The following is a 17,266-nucleotide window of genomic DNA, read 5'->3' as shown; positions in this document are numbered from 1 at the left end:
TCGCGCAGGGTCCAATTGTCAGCAGCGGCGCGCGGTGCTAATCATTACCGCATATATGGCTACACTTGCACACAAAGAAACCGATTATACGCGGCTGCCCGACCTTCCGGCGGACGTTTATACTGCACCCCTGCAAAAGCCCGAACATGTCGGCGATGACTGGCTGGAGCCCAAGCAGACCAGCTATACATCAGACGATGATGCGATCTGGAACGATCTGTTTGCGCGCCAGATGGATGTCCTGCCCGGCCGCGCGGCCAGCGCCTTTATGGCGGGGTTGCAAAAGCTCAACCTCAATCGCGGCGGCGTGCCCGAATTTGGCAAATTGTCTGAAGATCTGGACGCGCTGACCGGGTGGACCGTGGTTCCGGTGCCGATGCTGATCCCCGATCACGTGTTCTTCTGGCACCTTGCCAACCGCCGTTTCCCGGCGGGCAATTTCATCCGCACCCGTGAAACTTTCGATTACATCCAGGAACCGGACGTCTTTCACGATGTGTTCGGCCATGTGCCGATGCTGACCGATCCGGTCTATGCCGATTACATGCAGGAATATGGCCGCGCCGGGTGGAAGGCGATGAGCTATAACCGGCTCAAGGCGCTGGGCGCGCTGTATTGGTACACGGTCGAGTTCGGGCTGTTGCAGGAAGCCGATGGGATCAAGGCTTATGGCGCGGGCATTCTGTCCGGCCCGACCGAAGTGGTTTACGCGACCGAGGCGAAGAGCCCCAACCGGATCATGCTGAATGTCGATCGCGTGATGCGTACCGATTACGTGATCAGCGATCTGCAACCGACATATTTTGTGATCGAAAGTTTCGAAGATCTCTATCGCCAGACGGTGGAGCGTGATTTCGACCGGCTCTATCGCAGCCTGCCGCCGGGCTTTACCTTTGCCAATTCTTCGGTGATCGATCTGGACAATGTGGTGCAGCGCGGATCGCTGGAATACACCTTGCGCGGCGGACGCGGGAGCGGCGCCGACCCGGTCTGATCCACACGGCGATTCGCCCCGGATTGCTGGCCCAGTTTCAGGCCCGGATTTCAGGCCCAGATTTCAGGCAAAGAAAAACCGGCCCAGGATAGCTCCCGGACCGGCTCTTCGAAAACAATCAAGCCGAGGCTTACATGCCTTCAGCTTCATCCATGGCTTCGCCCTGCTCTTCCATGGCATCAGCCTTGTCTTCAGCAGCATCGGTCATGGCATCTTCCTGGGCGTCGGTGATCTGACCGGCGTCTTCCATGGCTTCAGCCTGGTCGCTTACGACTTCAGCGTTCTGCTCGCCGGCGTCTTCCATAGCGTTCTCGTTCGGGCCGTCGCATGCTGCGAGGCTGAGGCCGAGAGCGGCAACCGAAGCGACCATGGTGGTCTTGAAAATGCTCTTCATAATAATTCCCCTTGGGTGTTGAGATGTCCCTGATAGCAGTGGAACTGCAAGGACGTCAAAGAAATATGGCGAAAAAGTGTTTTCCTGATCAAGCGCGCCATAGGGCATGCTTTACTGATATGCGCGCTGACGAACGAAATAGAGGATTCCAATGCCTCCAGCCGCGCCCAATGTCGCCCACAGCAACGCAGTTGCGCTCAGGCTACTGAAAAATGTGCCGTTGCTTGCGATAAGGCCAACCAGCAAAGAGCCAAGCGAACCCACGGCGATATTCGCCATGATCTCGCGACCATCCTCGATCTTCAAAATAAACGTTGCCAACCATCCGAGGACGGCGCCAACGACGATGAGAATAATGAGGCCCATGCGGGTGTCCTAACGCTACGTTACAAGCCAACAAAGCCAGCGGCGCGCATTGGTTCCCATTATTGAGACGGGGCGTTAACCCTTTGGCAATGGCCTGTTGGCCGCTGCCTCAGCGCAGCGCCAGCCACACCACTGCCGCGCCGCCGATCACAATGCGGTACCAGGCGAAAGGCGCAAAGCCGTGGCGGCTGACATAGGCCACAAAGGCGCGGATCACGACCAGCGCGACGACAAAGCTGACCGCAAAGCCGATTGCGATTTCGCTCCAGCCGACAGTCGAGGCCCCGGCCGACAAATCATCGCTCTTGGTTGCCAGTTCCAGCGTGGTCGCGCCGATCATGGTGGGCACGGCGAGGAAGAAGGAAAACTCCGCTGCGGTCTTGCGATTGATGCCCATCGCCAGCGCGCCCATGATGGTAGCGCCCGAACGGCTGACGCCCGGCACCATCGCCAGACACTGCGCAAAGCCGACGCCGAGCACTTGCTTGATCGGCAGATCAGCAACGGTCTGGTCACCGCGCGGATTGGCGACTTTCTCGATCCCCAGGATCGCAATGCCGCCAATGATCAATGCCCATGCCACGATGGATGGGCTGCCCAGCATGATGTCGATATAATCCTTCAGCGCCAGCCCCAGCACCGCACTGGGCAGGAACGCCAGCAGGATATTGCGCGCGAACCGCAGGCCCTCGGCCTCCAACTTCAGCACGCCCATGCCAGCGCTCCAGAAGGTGCCCCAATATTGATAGACCACCGCCAGAATCGCGCCCAGCTGGATCACCACGTTGAACATTGCCCATTGCGCAGCGTCATAGCCGAACAGTTCGGTGGCAAGGATCAGATGTCCGGTCGAGGAGACGGGGACGAATTCTGTCAGGCCCTCGACAATGCCGAGGAGGATGGCGGTAAGTGTCTCGTTCATAGCGGCGGCGTCCTTGGAGCAAGTGCCGGGCAAGTCAAGTTTTCAGCCCCGCCGGTGCTGCGCTTCAAGCGCCTTCCAGCCCGAACTGCAGCGCCGCCAACCGCGAATACAGCCCGCTGCCGGCGGTCAATTGGGCGTGCGTGCCCTGTTCGACAATCGCGCCATCTTCCATCACCACGATGCGGTCTGCCGCGCGGACCGTGGCCAGGCGGTGCGCGATAACCAGCGTGGTGCGGTCTTCCATCAGATGGTCGAGCGCATCCTGCACCAGCCGCTCGCTTTCGGCATCCAGCGCGCTGGTGGCTTCATCCAGCAGCAGAATCGGCGCATCACGCAGCAAGGCGCGCGCAATCGCGATCCGCTGCCGCTGCCCGCCCGATAGCTGGGTGCCGCTCTCGCCCAGATAGGTGTCGAGGCCTTGCGGCAGCTTTTCGAGGAATTCGGCAGCATTGGCGGCGCGCGCGGCGTTCCAGATATCCTCGTCCGTGGCAGCCCAATTGCCGTACCGCAGATTGTCGCGCGCATTGGCGCTGAACAGCACGCCTTCCTGCGGGACGAAAGCGATGCGGCGGCGAATTTCTGCCGGGTCGGCGCTGGTCAGCGGCACGCCGTCGAGGCGGATGGTGCCCGCCTGCGGATCATAGAACCGTTCCACCAGCTGGAAGATAGTCGACTTGCCCGCGCCAGACGGGCCGACAATCGCCACCGTCTCGCCCGGTTCGACCTCAAGGCTGAAATCGGTGATCGCGGGGGTTTCCAGCCGTGTGGGGTAACGGAAAGTCACATTGCGCAGTGACAGGCTGCCGCGTGCCGGTTGGGGCAGTGCTTCGGGCCGGGCGGGCGGTGCAATTGTGGGCTGTTCGTCGAGCAATTCATTGAGCCGGCTGGCCGCACCCGCGCCGCGCAGCAGATCGCCATACACCTCGGTCAGCGCGCCAAACGATCCGGCGACCAGACCGGCGGTGAGCACAAAGGCGGCGATAGTGCCGCCCGATATGCTGCCTTCGCTGACCGCGGTTGCGCCGCGCCAGATCAGCAGCGTGATCCCGCCGAACACGAACAGGATCACCACCGCCGTCATCGCCGCGCGGATCACGATGCGCCGCTTGGCGGTTGCGAAAGTCTGCTCCACCGCCTCGCCAAAGCGGGCCTGTTCGCGGCTTTCCTGATTGAAACCCTGCACGATCTTCATCGCACCCAGCACTTCGGTCACCATCGCGCCGATATCGGCAACCCGGTCCTGGCTGGTCCGCGACACAGTGCGCAGCCGCCGCCCGAAAAAGGTGATCGGCACCACGATCAGCGGAATGATCAGCACCAGCCCGATGGTCAGCTGCGGCACCAGCCAGAACAGATAAGCGGTTCCGCCCAGCGCCATCAGCGTGTTGCGCAACGCCACCGACACTGTTGTGCCGACGACATTTTCGATCAGCACCGTGTCGCTGGTCATCCGGCTGGAAATTTCCTTGGGGCTGTTCGCCTCATAGAAACCAGGGGCCAGCCGCAGCAGATTTTCCTGCACCTTTAATCGGATATCGGCGACCACCCGTTCGCCCAGCCAGCTGACGAAATAGAACCGCATCGCGGTGCCAGCTGACAGCACGCCAACGATGATGAACAGATAGCGGAACCAGCGGGCGATTTCGTCGGGCTGCGAACCTTCGGCAAAACCGCGGTCGATAATCAGCTTGAAGCCCGCCGGAATTGCCAGTGTGGCACTCGCGGTGATCAGCAAAGCGAGGGCCGCCAGCGCGACATGGCCGGGATATTTCGCCACCGCGCGCCAGATCATCATCAGCGGCCGCAGCGAACGTTCGTGCGTGTTGCGCTTGTCCTTGCGCTTCAGCCGGGAAATCCCGCGCCGTTTCGTCTGATTCTCACCATTGGGAGCGTCCATCGGCCCCACCTAGGGTCGCACGGGCCGGAAATCCACCACGCGGCGCTGGTAACCACAGTTTTACCCCGATTGTGCATTGCACAACGGCGCCGGGCGCGGCAGGGTGCCGCTCTTACATCCCGGCGTCATAAACCGCAGAACACCGCCGGGAGCAGGGGAACCGCATTGCTTTACCACGCCTATGAATTGCAGCGCAGCTGGCTGTCGAGCGCCAGCGCCTGGGCCTCTATCGGAGCTGAGATGCTCTCCAACCCGATGTTGCCGATGGGCTATATGGGAATGGGTCCGGTCGCATCGAGCGCGCTGGAAGTCTTCGCCCACGCCGCCGCCCCGCGCGGCAAGCCGGAATTCGGGCTGGAAAGCGTCGAAGTTGAAGGCAAGCTGTATCCCGTCACCGAAAGCATTGTGGTGACCAAGCCATTTGGCGATCTGCTGCGGTTTACCCGCGATGATCTTCCCAAAGACTCACCGCGGTTGCTGATCGTGGCGCCGATGAGCGGGCATTTCGCCACCCTGCTGCGCGGCACGGTCGAACGGATGCTGGACCATTACGAGGTCTATGTCACCGACTGGGCCGATGCGCGCAATGTGCCACTGGCCGACGGGCGCTTCGACCTCGACGATTACATCGATTACGTCATCGCCTTCCTCGAACATATCGGCCCCGGCGCGCATGCGATGGCGGTGTGCCAGCCATCGGTGCCGGTGTTTGCCGCCACCGCGCTGATGAACCGCGACGATCACCCTTGCGCCCCCAAGACGCTGACCATGATGGGCGGCCCGATCGACACGCGGTCATCGCCCACTTCGGTCAATGATCTGGCGATGGATCGCCCGATCCAATGGTTCCGCCAGAATGTGGTCGCCACTGTGCCGATGCAATATCGCGGGCATGGCCGGAAGGTCTATCCCGGCTTCCTGCAACTGGCCGGGTTCATGAGCATGAATCTGGGTAACCACATGACCAGCCATTACGAGATGTTCAAACACCTCAATGCAGGCGACGATGCCAGCGCGCAGATGACCAAGGATTTCTACGACGAATACCGCAGCGTCTGCGACATGACCGCCGAATTTTACATCCAGACGGTGGAAGAGGTGTTCCAGAAACATTCGATTCCCAACGGCACCTTCATGCATCGCGGCGTGCCGGTCGATCTGGGCGACATCACCCGCACAGCCTTGCTGGCGGTGGAGGGTGAGCGTGACGATATTTCAGGGTTGGGCCAGACCAAGGCCGCGCTGGAGCTGACACCCAATCTGGCTACCGGAAAGAAGCACTATTACATGGCCGAAGGCGCGGGCCATTACGGCATTTTCAACGGCAGCCGCTGGCGCGACAAGATCGCTCCGGTGGTCGAGGAATTTATTGCCAAGCACGGCTGACACCGCGACGCCGATCATTTCGCGCGCGGTTTGTCTTTGGGCCACACCATGCGCAGTATCCGGCGCGCGACCAGCAGCATTGCGATGACCAGCGCCAGCAGCAGCGCGGCAACACCGGCTGCGGCCCACGGATATTCGTAGACTGCATAGAGCGCGCCTGCGGTCGCCACATCCTCCACGCTGGAGACGGCAATATTGCTGAAGGGTTCGGGGCTGGCATTGACCACGCCCCGCGCGCCCGCCTTGCCCGCATGTGACGCCAGACTGGCCCCGCCGCCCAGCAGGAAGGCGATAACCTGTGTCGCCGGGTCGGACGGGTCGACAATCGCCAACGCCAGCAGCGCCCCGCCAATGGGGCGCACAAAGGTGTGCACCGCGTCCCACGCGCTATCCAGCCACATCACCTTGTCGGCGAAGAACTCTGCCAGCGCTGCCGCAGCAGCAATTCCCATAACCCACGGATTGGCGAGCGCATCGAGGCTGGCAAGATGGTCGGGGAGCGGAATCGCGCCCAACCGCATTGCCAGTCCAGTAGCAAAAATGCTTAAATACAGCCGCCAGCCCGCCAGCAGACTGACGCTTCCGGCGATGCCGATAATTTCGACTATGCCCATATGCAAACATCCTCCGACCGCGAGGCCGGAGGATGCGCCTTTACAATAGTTTGAGCAAGCTAACTGGTCAGAAAATCTCGAACAGCCCCGCTGCGCCCATGCCGCCGCCGACGCACATGGTCACGACGCCGTATTTCGCCTTGCGGCGCTGGCCTTCGCGCAGGATGTGGCCGACGCAGCGTGCGCCGGTCATACCATAGGGATGGCCGACCGAGATCGAGCCGCCATTAACGTTGAGCTTGTCATTATCGATGCCCAGCTTGTCACGGCAATAGATCACCTGCACCGCGAAAGCTTCGTTCAGCTCCCACAGATCGATGTCTTCCACCTTCATGTCGAAGCGTTCGAGCAGTTTGGGGATGGCGAAGATCGGGCCGATGCCCATTTCGTCAGGCTCGGTGCCTGCAACCGCCATACCGATATAGCGGCCCAGCGGCTGGAGCCCGCGCTTTTCGGCTTCCTTGGCTTCCATAACGATGACGGCGGCCGAACCGTCCGACAGCTGGCTGGCGTTGCCTGCGGTGATCGTGGTGCCTGGACCCATCACCGGCTGGAGCGACTGAAGACCCTCCAAAGTCGTCGAGGGGCGGTTGCCTTCATCCTTGGCGATAGTCACGTCAGCGTCGGAAACTTCCTTGGTTTCCTTATCCATCACCTTGTGCGTGGTGCTGACCGAAACGATTTCATCGTCAAACAGGCCCGCTTCCTGAGCGGCGGCAGTGCGCTGCTGGCTTTGCAGGGCGTATTCGTCCTGCGCTTCGCGGCTGATGCCGTAACGCTGGGCGACCGTTTCGGCGGTTTGCAGCATCGGCATATAGACCGCGCCGTGCATCGCCATAAGTTCAGGATCGGGCATCACCCGCATTTCCTTGGTTTGGACGAGGCTGATCGATTCCTGACCGCCTGCCGCGACAATCTGCATGCGGTCGGTGATGACCTGCTTGGCGGCGGTAGAAATCGTCATCAGGCCCGAGGAACACTGACGGTCGATGGTCATCCCCGAAACACCAATCGGGCAACCAGCGCGCAATGCGACCTGGCGGGCCAGGTTGCCGGCCTGCGCACCCTGCTGGAGAGCGGCGCCCCACAGCACATCGTCAATCTCGCCAGCGTCGATCCCGGCGCGTTCGATGGCGGGGGCCAGAGCATAGGAGCCGAGCGTGGCACCCGGCGTGGAGTTGAAAGCGCCCTTATAGGCTTTGCCCATACCGGTACGGGCGGTGGAAACGATGACTGCGTCGCGCATGGTCATTCCTTCAGATAGGTTGAATGAGGGGGTCTGTTTCTGCCGGGGAGGAAAGGCGGATCAGACGAAATACATGGTCATCCATTCGGTGATCAGGGCGGGTTTGTCCTCGCCTTCGATCTCGATGGTAATCTCGCAGGCCTGCTGCCACTGGCCGGGGCGCTTTTCGGTCATTTCGGTCAGCTTCCAGTGGCCGCGAATGCGCTTGCCGCTGCGGACGGGCGAGATGAAGCGGGTTTTGTTGCCGCCGTAATTCACCGCCATCTTGATCCCGTCCATCCGCGGCACATCGCTGTTGGCGGTGAGGTAGGGGATCATCGACAGCGTCAGAAAGCCATGCGCGATGGTCCCGCCGAACGGGGTCATCTTGGCGGCTTCTTCATTGATATGGATGAACTGGTGATCGCCGGTGGCATCGGCGAATTTGTTGATGCGGTCCTGATCCATCTCGGCCCATTCGCTGGTGCCGATGGTTTCGCCAAGCTTGGCTGCGATTTCCTGCGGGGTCATGCGCGTCTCCTGCGTGTGATTGCGGTGGTTCGCGCAGGGCACACCCGCGCGGTTTACGCAAACGTCATGGCGCATCAAAAGGCAGGGCGCAATGGCCGCGCCGGTGCCGCTACGGCATGGCAGGATCACCGCCGACGGGGTCTGCGCGCGGCTGGCGGCGGGTCTGCCGTGCAGCCAGCCGGTCCGCCTCAGCACGCGCTGATTCGCGCATCCGGCAATGGTTCGCCAGCGCAATCTGCGCGCCGATCAGCATCAGGATCACCGGCTGGTACGCGATCCCCTGAAACAAGGCGCCGACCAGATAGACGATCTGCGCAAATTGCAGCGCACTGGCCAGCGGCGCCTGCCACTGTTCGGCCCCGCCCTGTTTGTGCCGCCAGCGCCGCCGGACCTTTTCCATCTGGATCAGCCCGATCGCGTGCAGCGCCAGCCACAGGATCAGGCCGGGATAGCCCTGCTCGCCCAGCATCTCGAACACCGAAGAATGATAGGCGCGCGAATCGTCGGTGACCTTTTTCATCTCGACCGAAGTGGTGTTGCCCTCGGTCTCGGTCACCGGCATCCGGTAGGTAAAGCTGTTGCCGCGATAGGCATCGAAGCCGCCGCCCAGCGGGTTTTCAGCGGCATAATCTATCGTCCAGTCCCACACTGCCATCCGGGTGGAGGCGGATTGATCGCCCGATGGCTGGGTAATGGTCGCCATCCGGTCATACCAGCTCTGCGGCAGGAACGGCAGCGCCACGACGCCCAGCGCCGCCGCCAGCGCAATATAGGTGAACCGCCGCTTGGCATCGCGCAGTAACATCACGCCCAGAACGGCAATGCACAGCAGGCCGGTGCGCGCTTCGGTCCCCACCGGGATCAGCAGGCAGGCAAATGTCAGCAAGGCGGCGAAAGTCTTCACACGCCAGTCAGGCGGGAAGATCGTGCCATGCCGCGCCAGCCACCAGGTGATGGGAATGATCGCCACCGCCACAGTGGCCAGAGTGGAGCTTTCATAGATGTTCGAATTGTCATTCACGAACAGATAGAGGCTGCCGTAACCGCCGCCGCCCAGCGCGGTTTTCATGCCCGCGCTGATGATAATTGCCCCGGCGGTGAGCACCAGGGTCAGCAGCGCCGCCTCGATCCGCAGCCGCGTGGTCAGTGTGAAGGGCAGGAAAATCGCGAACACCAGCGCCTTCCACACCCATTCCCATTTGAACGCGGCATCAATCGGAAAATCGGCGTTCTGCGTGGTCCAGAAACAATACAGCAGCAGCACCGCCAGAATACCCTGCCGCACGGTAAAGCGGGTGCCGGACTTGGTGTCGGCAATCGCCCACCCGGCAAACGCCAGCAGGAAAGCGATAAAGGATATGGGGAAGGCTGACGCCAGTGCCCAGCCGATCTTCTGCGGGGCCAGGACGTCGATATAGAGATAGGCCAGCACCCAGATAAAGGGCCGCCGAATCCCCAGCGCGAACAGCGTCATGACGAACAGGAACAGCGCGAGGTCAAGCATCGCGGCGGTCCGCCGACTTGGCGCGTTTGCGACGATTGCGGCGCAGCGGTTCGGGCGCGTCATCCGCCCCTGTCGCATCGGGCTCGGCCCCGGCCAGCGGGTCTTCGCTATCCAGCGCATCACGCATCACAATGCGCAGCACCGCCAGCAGCAGCAGGCCATGCGTCAGCGCGAGGGCGAAATAGTCGATCAAGCGGCGGTCCCGGTCATTGTCGCGGCTTCCCTAGCCTTTGCACGGTTGACGCGCCGTTAAGCCTGTGGTGGCAACCATAGGACAATGACGCGCGTTCTGCACATCCTCGATCACTCGCTGCCGCTGCATTCTGGCTATACCTTCCGCACGCGGGCCATTTTTAAAAGCCTGCAAGCGTCAGGCGTTGAAGTGCGCGGCATCACCGGCGCGCGTCATGCCGCCGAGGGGCCGGAAGTGGAGACGGTCGAGGGGCTGACCTTCCACCGCGCGCCGGGCAAACCGCCAGCGGGGCCGCCCGGCCTGCGCGAATGGCGCGAGATCGCGGCGCTGGGCACAGGGATCGAACAGCTCTGCGCGCAGTGGCGGCCCGATGTGATCCACGCGCACTCGCCCGCATTGTGCGGTATGGCCGGACTGCGCGCCGCGCGGCGGCTGGGCATTCCGTTTGTCTATGAAATCCGCGCCTTTTGGGAAGACGCCGCAGTGGGCAATGGCACCGGCAGCGCAGGATCGGTCAAATACCGCCTGACCCGCGCTTTGGAAAACCGCGTGGTCGCCGGGGCCGATGCGGTGTTCACCATCTGCGAAGGGCTGCGCAACGATCTGGTGGGGCGCGGCCATGATGCCGCCAAGATTAGCCTGTCGCCCAATGGTGTGGACCTGACGCTTTTCGGCGATCCGCCCCCGCGCGACAGCGCCTTGGCCGCGGAGATTGGCGTAACCGACGGGCCAGTAATCGGCTTTATCGGCAGCTTTTACGATTATGAAGGGCTGGACGATCTGATCGCCGCCGTACCCGCGCTGCGCAAACGCCATCCCGGCGCGCAATTGCTGCTGGTGGGCGGCGGGCCGATGGATGCGGCCTTGCGCGCGCAGGCCGCCGCTTCCCCCGCAGCGCAGGCGATTGTCTTCACCGGGCGCGTGCCGCATGATGTGGTGGAGCGGTATTATTCGCTGATCGACGTGCTGGCCTATCCGCGCAAGCAAAGCCGCCTGACCGATCTGGTCACCCCGCTCAAACCGCTGGAGGCGATGGCGCAGCGGCGGATCGTGGCCGCCAGCAATGTGGGCGGGCATCGCGAGCTGATCCGTGACGGGGAAACCGGGCTGCTGTTCCCGCCCGATGACCCGGCGGGCATCGCCGCAGCACTGGCCGATTTCATCGCCGATCGCGCCAGCTGGCCCGCCATGCAGGACCGCGCACGCCGCCATGTTACAGAGCATCACGATTGGGCACGGAACATAGAGCGTTATCGGGCCGTTTACCAAACATTGCTAAGGCATGGCGAGGACCGGCAGTAACCGCCGCGCCCTGACTGCACAGCATTTCATGGGGCAAGCATGACGACCGCAACCACCAAACCACCGATCAGCAGCCACCCGGCGTTCAAATACCTTGTGGCGCTGTGGTTCGCGCTGTTGCTGGGCGGCGGCTTGTTCGTGATGCCGGCAGAGGTTCACAACGCCATTTCCACCCGGCTGGGACTTGGTTCGGTGCTGCCCGCTGCGGCACCGCCGCTGGGCCTGACCGGACGCGCGGCCATATCGGCGCTCGCTGCGCTGCTGGGCTTTGTGCTGGGGCTGGTCATCGCGCTGCGGATCGCGGCGCTGAATGAGGGCGCAGTTGAAAGCGATTCTGACACGGAGTGGGACGCTGACGAGGCCGATGCGCCAGCATGGTCCAGCGAAGAGGTTGAAACTGCCGACGATGCGACACCCGCAGAGCCGGAAGCCACCACCGCACCGCACCGCATCCTCAATGCGCGCGAAGACATTGGCGAAGAAGGCATCGCTGCCCCGCTGCCGCCCGAACCCTATGACGAATTTACCGAGATCGAGGAGCCAGCAGAACCGGCTTTCGAGGACGGGGATTGTTCCGGCGACGCGCTGCTTGAAGCATGGCGGGAAGAGAACGAGCAAGACGAGGTCGAGCCTGACGAATTGCCTGAGCCCGAACCTGCTGCGGAAGAACCCGACATCGTTCTGGCACCGCCACCACCGCTGGACGAACCAACAGAGGACAGCGCCCCGGACACGCCCCTTGAGGATCAAGCCGAACCCGTCATTGAACAGGCACTGGGCGATCTCAGCCTCGCCGATCTGACCGACCGGCTGGGCCGCGCTCTGGCGCATCACCGCGAGCAGGGCGATTGGCCGGCTGAAGTTACCGCTAAACCTCATGGCGAGCGCGGCGATGAAGTGGTCACTTGCCTTCATCCCGAAATGCCAGCTGATACGCCAGAGGACAGCGGCCAGCCTGACGCGGATTCGCAGGCGATCCTGCGCAGCGCGCTCGACCGGCTCTCGCAAACCGGCAAGCCGCGCTAGGCGGCACGACCCCTCCCGCGCATACGAATCCACACCGGCCACATCTCTGCGCCCAGGCAAAAACTTGCCGCGCGTGAAATTTTGCTACGCCCTTCGCAGTTGCAAAATACTTTTCATGCAGCCATGACGATTTCTCACGCAATTTTATCGGCGTCCTGCGGGACGTTGACGAAACCGGCTCCCGAACACCCCGCCAATATGGCGCGGCCGGACGGGGGCGCGGAGGAGGACGTTTCCACTCATGGCGCACCTGACGCCCTCGCCTGCTGTGCCCGGAGCACAGGGTCTGTACGATCCGCGTAACGAACACGATGCCTGCGGCGTCGGTCTGGTCGCGCATATCAAGGGCGCCAAGAGCCACACGATCGTGTCCAGCGCGCTGGAAATTCTTGCCAATCTGGACCACCGCGGCGCGGTCGGGGCCGATCCGCTGCTGGGCGATGGCGCGGGGATCCTGATCCAGCTGCCCGACCCGCTGCTGCGCCGCTGGGCCGATGCGGCGGGTGTCGATCTGCCGCAGCCCGGCGATTACGCGGTCGCGCAATGCTTTCTGCCGCAGGACGCCACCGCCCGCGAGTTCGTCGAGGACCGGCTGGAGAAATTCATCGCCAAGGAAGGCCAGGTGCTGGTCGGCTGGCGCGATGTTCCCACCACGCAGACCGGACTGGGTAAGGCGGTTGTCGAATCGATGCCGGTGATGCGCCAATGCGTGGTCGCGCGCGGCCCCAATTGCACCGATCAGGCGGCATTCGAACGCAAGCTGGTGGTAATCCGCAAACAGACGCTCAACCCGCTGCCTGCGCTGGAGGAAAAGCACAATATTCCGGGGCTGGCCACCAGCTACATTCCCAGCTTTTCCAGCCGCACCGTGGTGTACAAGGGGCTGCTGCTGGCGACACAGGTGGGCAGTTTCTACGACGATCTGTGCGATCCCGATTGCGTCAGCGCGCTGGGGCTGGTGCACCAGCGGTTCAGCACCAACACCTTCCCCAGCTGGAAGCTGGCGCACCCCTATCGCTTCATGGCGCACAATGGCGAAATCAACACGGTTCGCGGCAATGTGAACTGGATGGAAGCGCGCCGCCGGACAATGGAAAGCGAGTTGCTGGGCGCCGATCTGGACAAGATGTGGCCGCTGATCCCGCATGGCCAGTCGGACACTGCGTGTCTCGACAATGCGCTCGAACTGCTGCTGGCGGGCGGGTACAGCCTGGCGCACGCGATGATGATGCTAATGCCCGAGGCTTGGGCGAAAAATCCGCAGATGGACCCGGCCCGCCGCGCGTTCTATGAATTCCACGCCGCCTTGATGGAGCCGTGGGACGGCCCCGCCGCCGTGGCCTTTACCGATGGCCGCCAGATCGGTGCCTGCCTTGACCGCAATGGCCTGCGCCCCGCGCGCTGGTACACCACCAAGGATGATCTGGTGGTGCTGGCATCGGAAAGCGGCGTGCTGCCCTTCGATGAAAGCGAAATTACGCGCAAATGGCGGTTGCAGCCCGGCAAGATGCTGCTGATCGATCTGGAAGAAGGCCGCATCGTCGAAGATGGCGAGCTGAAGGCCGAACTTGCTGCGGCGCATCCTTACGAGGCGTGGCTGGAAAAAGCGCAATACAAGCTGGAGGATCTGTCCGCGATCGAGCCGGATCTGTCCGCGATCCCGCCCGAGACCAATGGTCTGGTCGAGCGTCAGCAGGCGTTTGGATATACGCAGGAAGACATCACCAAATTCCTCGAACCGATGGGGAAGGCAGGGGACGATCCTATCGGCTCGATGGGCACCGACACGCCGATTGCCGTGCTCAGCCAGCGCCCGCGCTTGCTGTATGATTATTTCAAACAGAATTTCGCGCAAGTCACCAATCCGCCGATCGACCCGATCCGCGAAGAACTGGTGATGAGCCTGCTGTCGATGATCGGCCCGCGCCCCAATCTGCTGGGCCGCGATGGCGGTACGCACAAACGGCTGGAGGTGACGCAGCCGATCCTGACCAATCAGGATCTCGCCAAGATCCGCTCGGTCGAGGCGGCGCTGGATGGCGCCTTTCGCACGCACACCATCGACATCACCTGGGACGCGGCCAGCGGGGCCGAGGGGCTGGCGATGGCGCTGAAGGAAATGTGCTGGGCCGCGACCGAGGCAGTGTTGCTCGACGCCAATATCCTGATCCTGTCGGACCGCGCGCAAGGGCCGGACCGCATCGCCATGCCCGCGCTGCTGGCCACCGCTGCGGTGCATCACCAGCTGGTGCGTCAGGGCCTGCGGATGCAGACCGGGCTGGTGGTCGAAACCGGCGAGGCGCGCGAAGTGCACCATTTCTGTGCGCTGGCGAGTTACGGGGCGGAGGCGATCAATCCCTATCTCGCGCTTGAAACGCTCGAGCATCTGCGCGTCAATCGCTTTGCCGACATCGCGCCGGATCAGGTCGCCGCCAATTTCACCAAGGCGGTGGGCAAGGGCATCCTCAAGGTGATGTCCAAGATGGGCATCAGCACGTACCAATCCTATTGCGGCGCGCAGATCTTCGACGCGGTCGGGCTGGCGAGCGGCTTCGTCGATACCTATTTCACCGGCACCGCGACCACCATCGAGGGCATCGGCCTGGAACAGGTGGCCGAGGAAACCGTCCGCCGCCATGCGCAGGCTTACGGCGGCAACCCGCTCTATGACGGAATGCTGGATGTCGGAGGGATATACCAATACCGCATCCGGGGCGAGGAACACGCGTGGACCCCCACCAGCGTCGCGCAATTGCAGCACGCAGTGCGCGGCAATGACCCGAAGAATTACGCCGAATTCGCTGCGGCGATCAATGAACAGTCCGAGCGGCTGCTGACCATTCGCGGGTTGATGGAGCTGACCCCCGCTGACCAGCCCATCGACATTTCCGAAGTCGAACCGGCAGCGGAGATCGTCAAACGTTTTGCCACCGGCGCGATGAGCTATGGTTCGATCAGCCGCGAAGCGCACACCACGCTGGCCATTGCGATGAACCGTATCGGCGCGCGTTCCAACACCGGCGAAGGGGGCGAGGAGCCTGACCGCTTTGTGCCGATGGACAATGGCGATTCCATGCGCAGCCGGATCAAGCAGGTCGCCAGCGGCCGGTTTGGCGTAACCGCCGAATATCTCGTCAATTCGGACGATATCCAGATCAAGATGGCGCAGGGCGCGAAGCCCGGTGAAGGCGGCCAGCTGCCCGGTCACAAGGTGGACAAAGTTATCGGCAAGGTCCGCCACGCCACCCCCGGCGTGGGCCTGATCAGCCCGCCGCCGCATCATGACATCTATTCGATCGAGGATCTGGCGCAGCTGATTCACGATCTCAAAAACGTCCAGCCAGCGGCTCGCATTTCGGTCAAGCTGGTGTCCGAAGTGGGCGTGGGCACGGTCGCGGCGGGCGTGTCCAAGTGCAAGGCCGATCACGTCACCATTTCCGGCTATGATGGCGGTACGGGGGCCAGCCCGCTGACCAGCCTGACGCACGCCGGCAGCCCGTGGGAAATCGGCCTCGCTGAAACGCAGCAGACGCTGCTGCTCAACGATCTGCGCAGCCGTATTGCCGTGCAGGTCGACGGCGGGCTGCGCACCGGGCGCGATGTCGCCATCGGCGCGCTGCTGGGCGCGGACGAGTTCGGCTTCGCCACCGCCCCGCTGATCGCGGCGGGCTGTATCATGATGCGCAAATGCCATCTCAACACCTGCCCGGTGGGCGTGGCGACGCAGGACCCCGAATTGCGCAAGCGGTTCACCGGCACGCCCGAACACGTGATCAACTACTTCTTCTTCGTGGCCGAGGAATTGCGCGCCATCATGGCCGAAATGGGCTTCCGCACGGTCGCCGAAATGGTTGGCCGGGTGGACCGGCTGGATATGCGCCGCGTCCACCGCCACTGGAAGGCGCAGGGCGTCGATCTGACCCGCATCCTGCATCAGGTGCCGCTGGCGCATGACGCTTCGCTGCGCCATGTGCAGGATCAGGACCACGTATTGGGCGGGGCGCTGGATGTCGAGCTGATCGAGGCCAGCCGAGAAGCCATCGCCACTGGCGCGCCCGTGGTGCTCGACCGCCCGATCCGCAATCTCAATCGCAGCACCGGTGCCATGCTGTCGGGCCGTATCGCCGAGGCCTATGGCCACAGCGGTCTGGCCACGGACACCATCCGCATCAATCTGACCGGCGTTGCCGGGCAAAGCTTTGGCGCATGGCTGGCGCATGGCGTGGCGCTGGAATTAACTGGCGATGCCAATGACTATGTCGGGAAGGGTCTGTCCGGCGGACGCATTGCCGTGCGCCAGCCGGAATCGGTCCAGCGCGATCCGGGCTGCAACATCATTGCGGGCAACACCGTGCTCTATGGCGCGATTGCGGGCGAGGCCTATTTCGGCGGCGTGGCGGGCGAGCGCTTCGCCGTGCGCAATTCGGGGGCGATTGCAGTGGTCGAGGGCACGGGCGATCATGCCTGCGAATATATGACCGGCGGCACGGTGTGCGTGCTGGGCCAAACTGGGCGCAATTTCGCCGCAGGGATGAGCGGCGGCGTGGCCTATGTCTATGACCCCGAGGGAACGTTCGAAACGCGCTGTAACATGGCGCAGGTCGATATTCTGCCGATCAGCGCTCAGGATGACGACGGGGCGGAAAATTCGTGGGGTCGCCCGCAGCAGCGCCCCCGCAATGTCGAGGATTTCGGCATGGGAGATCCGCTTTATCACGATGCGCAGCGGCTGCGCGTGCTGGTCGAACGCCACCGGCTGCACACCGGCTCGGCCCGCGCACAGGCGCTGCTCGACGATTGGGACAATGCGCTGGGGCATTTCCGGAAAATCATGCCGCGCGATTACGCCCGGGCGCTCAAGGCGCTTGAGGCGGAACGCGCGGATGCAGCAATGGAAGCGGCGGAGTAAGCG

Annotated in this window: 14 protein-coding genes; 5 read left to right on the top strand and 9 right to left on the bottom strand. The window is 62.9% G+C overall.

What is annotated here, in order from left to right:
- Positions 1-55: 55 nt before the first annotated feature.
- Positions 56-994: a phenylalanine 4-monooxygenase gene (gene phhA, locus FEV51_RS08780; RefSeq protein ID WP_138617966.1), complete on the top strand. Its 939-nt coding sequence runs from the start codon at positions 56-58 to the stop codon at positions 992-994.
- 130 nt (positions 995-1,124) lie between these two features.
- On the opposite strand, the gene FEV51_RS08775 is transcribed toward phhA, so the two are convergent.
- From FEV51_RS08775 to FEV51_RS08760, 4 genes are all read right to left on the bottom strand, one after another.
- Complete coding sequence (locus FEV51_RS08775; protein ID WP_138617964.1) at positions 1,125-1,388, bottom strand: hypothetical protein; 264 nt, start codon at positions 1,386-1,388, stop codon at positions 1,125-1,127.
- Positions 1,389-1,499: 111 nt separating this feature from the next.
- Positions 1,500-1,754 carry a GlsB/YeaQ/YmgE family stress response membrane protein gene (locus FEV51_RS08770; protein ID WP_138617962.1) on the bottom strand — a complete coding sequence of 85 codons (255 nt, stop codon included), beginning with the start codon at positions 1,752-1,754 and terminating at the stop codon, positions 1,500-1,502.
- 109 nt (positions 1,755-1,863) lie between these two features.
- A complete protein-coding gene (locus FEV51_RS08765; protein WP_138617960.1) occupies positions 1,864-2,676 on the bottom strand; it encodes an undecaprenyl-diphosphate phosphatase in 813 nt (270 codons plus the stop codon).
- Between the two features lie 64 nt (positions 2,677-2,740).
- A complete protein-coding gene (locus FEV51_RS08760; RefSeq protein WP_138617958.1) occupies positions 2,741-4,573 on the bottom strand; it encodes an ABC transporter transmembrane domain-containing protein in 1,833 nt (610 codons plus the stop codon).
- 165 nt (positions 4,574-4,738) lie between these two features.
- Here FEV51_RS08760 and FEV51_RS08755 point away from each other — a divergent pair, with 165 nt between their 5' ends.
- Positions 4,739-5,959, top strand: coding sequence for a polyhydroxyalkanoate depolymerase (locus tag FEV51_RS08755; RefSeq protein WP_138617957.1), 1,221 nt, complete (start codon positions 4,739-4,741; stop codon positions 5,957-5,959).
- 14 nt (positions 5,960-5,973) lie between these two features.
- Here the strand turns inward: FEV51_RS08755 and FEV51_RS08750 are convergent, their stop codons facing one another.
- From FEV51_RS08750 to FEV51_RS08730, 5 genes are all read right to left on the bottom strand, one after another.
- Positions 5,974-6,573, bottom strand: coding sequence for a DUF4126 domain-containing protein (locus tag FEV51_RS08750; RefSeq protein WP_138617955.1), 600 nt, complete (start codon positions 6,571-6,573; stop codon positions 5,974-5,976).
- Between the two features lie 67 nt (positions 6,574-6,640).
- Positions 6,641-7,819 (bottom strand): acetyl-CoA C-acyltransferase, encoded by a 1,179-nt coding sequence (locus tag FEV51_RS08745; RefSeq protein ID WP_138617953.1) that lies wholly within the window; start codon positions 7,817-7,819, stop codon positions 6,641-6,643.
- Positions 7,820-7,879: 60 nt separating this feature from the next.
- Entirely contained in the window at positions 7,880-8,329 is a 450-nt protein-coding gene (locus FEV51_RS08740) for a MaoC family dehydratase (protein ID WP_138617951.1), read from the bottom strand.
- Positions 8,330-8,438: 109 nt separating this feature from the next.
- Positions 8,439-9,833 carry a DUF5935 domain-containing protein gene (locus FEV51_RS08735; RefSeq protein WP_138617949.1) on the bottom strand — a complete coding sequence of 465 codons (1,395 nt, stop codon included), beginning with the start codon at positions 9,831-9,833 and terminating at the stop codon, positions 8,439-8,441.
- Positions 9,826-10,026: a hypothetical protein gene (locus FEV51_RS08730; protein ID WP_138617947.1), complete on the bottom strand. Its 201-nt coding sequence runs from the start codon at positions 10,024-10,026 to the stop codon at positions 9,826-9,828. Before FEV51_RS08730 ends, FEV51_RS08735 begins: the two co-directional genes overlap by 8 nt.
- 84 nt (positions 10,027-10,110) lie before the next feature.
- Here FEV51_RS08730 and FEV51_RS08725 point away from each other — a divergent pair, with 84 nt between their 5' ends.
- The 3 genes from FEV51_RS08725 to gltB all read left to right on the top strand — a co-directional run bounded on the left by FEV51_RS08725 (position 10,111) and on the right by gltB (position 17,263).
- Entirely contained in the window at positions 10,111-11,328 is a 1,218-nt protein-coding gene (locus tag FEV51_RS08725) for a TIGR04063 family PEP-CTERM/XrtA system glycosyltransferase (RefSeq protein ID WP_138617945.1), read from the top strand.
- Positions 11,329-11,367: 39 nt separating this feature from the next.
- Positions 11,368-12,354: a hypothetical protein gene (locus FEV51_RS08720; RefSeq protein WP_138617943.1), complete on the top strand. Its 987-nt coding sequence runs from the start codon at positions 11,368-11,370 to the stop codon at positions 12,352-12,354.
- A gap of 241 nt (positions 12,355-12,595) precedes the next feature.
- On the top strand, positions 12,596-17,263 hold the full coding sequence (gene gltB, locus FEV51_RS08715; protein ID WP_138617941.1) for a glutamate synthase large subunit: 4,668 nt from the start codon (positions 12,596-12,598) through the stop codon (positions 17,261-17,263).
- The last annotated feature ends 3 nt before the right edge of the window (positions 17,264-17,266 follow it).

It is taken from the genome of Qipengyuania marisflavi, from assembly GCF_005884405.1.
GTDB lineage: Bacteria > Pseudomonadota > Alphaproteobacteria > Sphingomonadales > Sphingomonadaceae > Qipengyuania > Qipengyuania marisflavi.
Note: the sequence above shows the minus strand (reverse complement) of the source record. Positions and strands in the feature narration are given on the sequence as shown.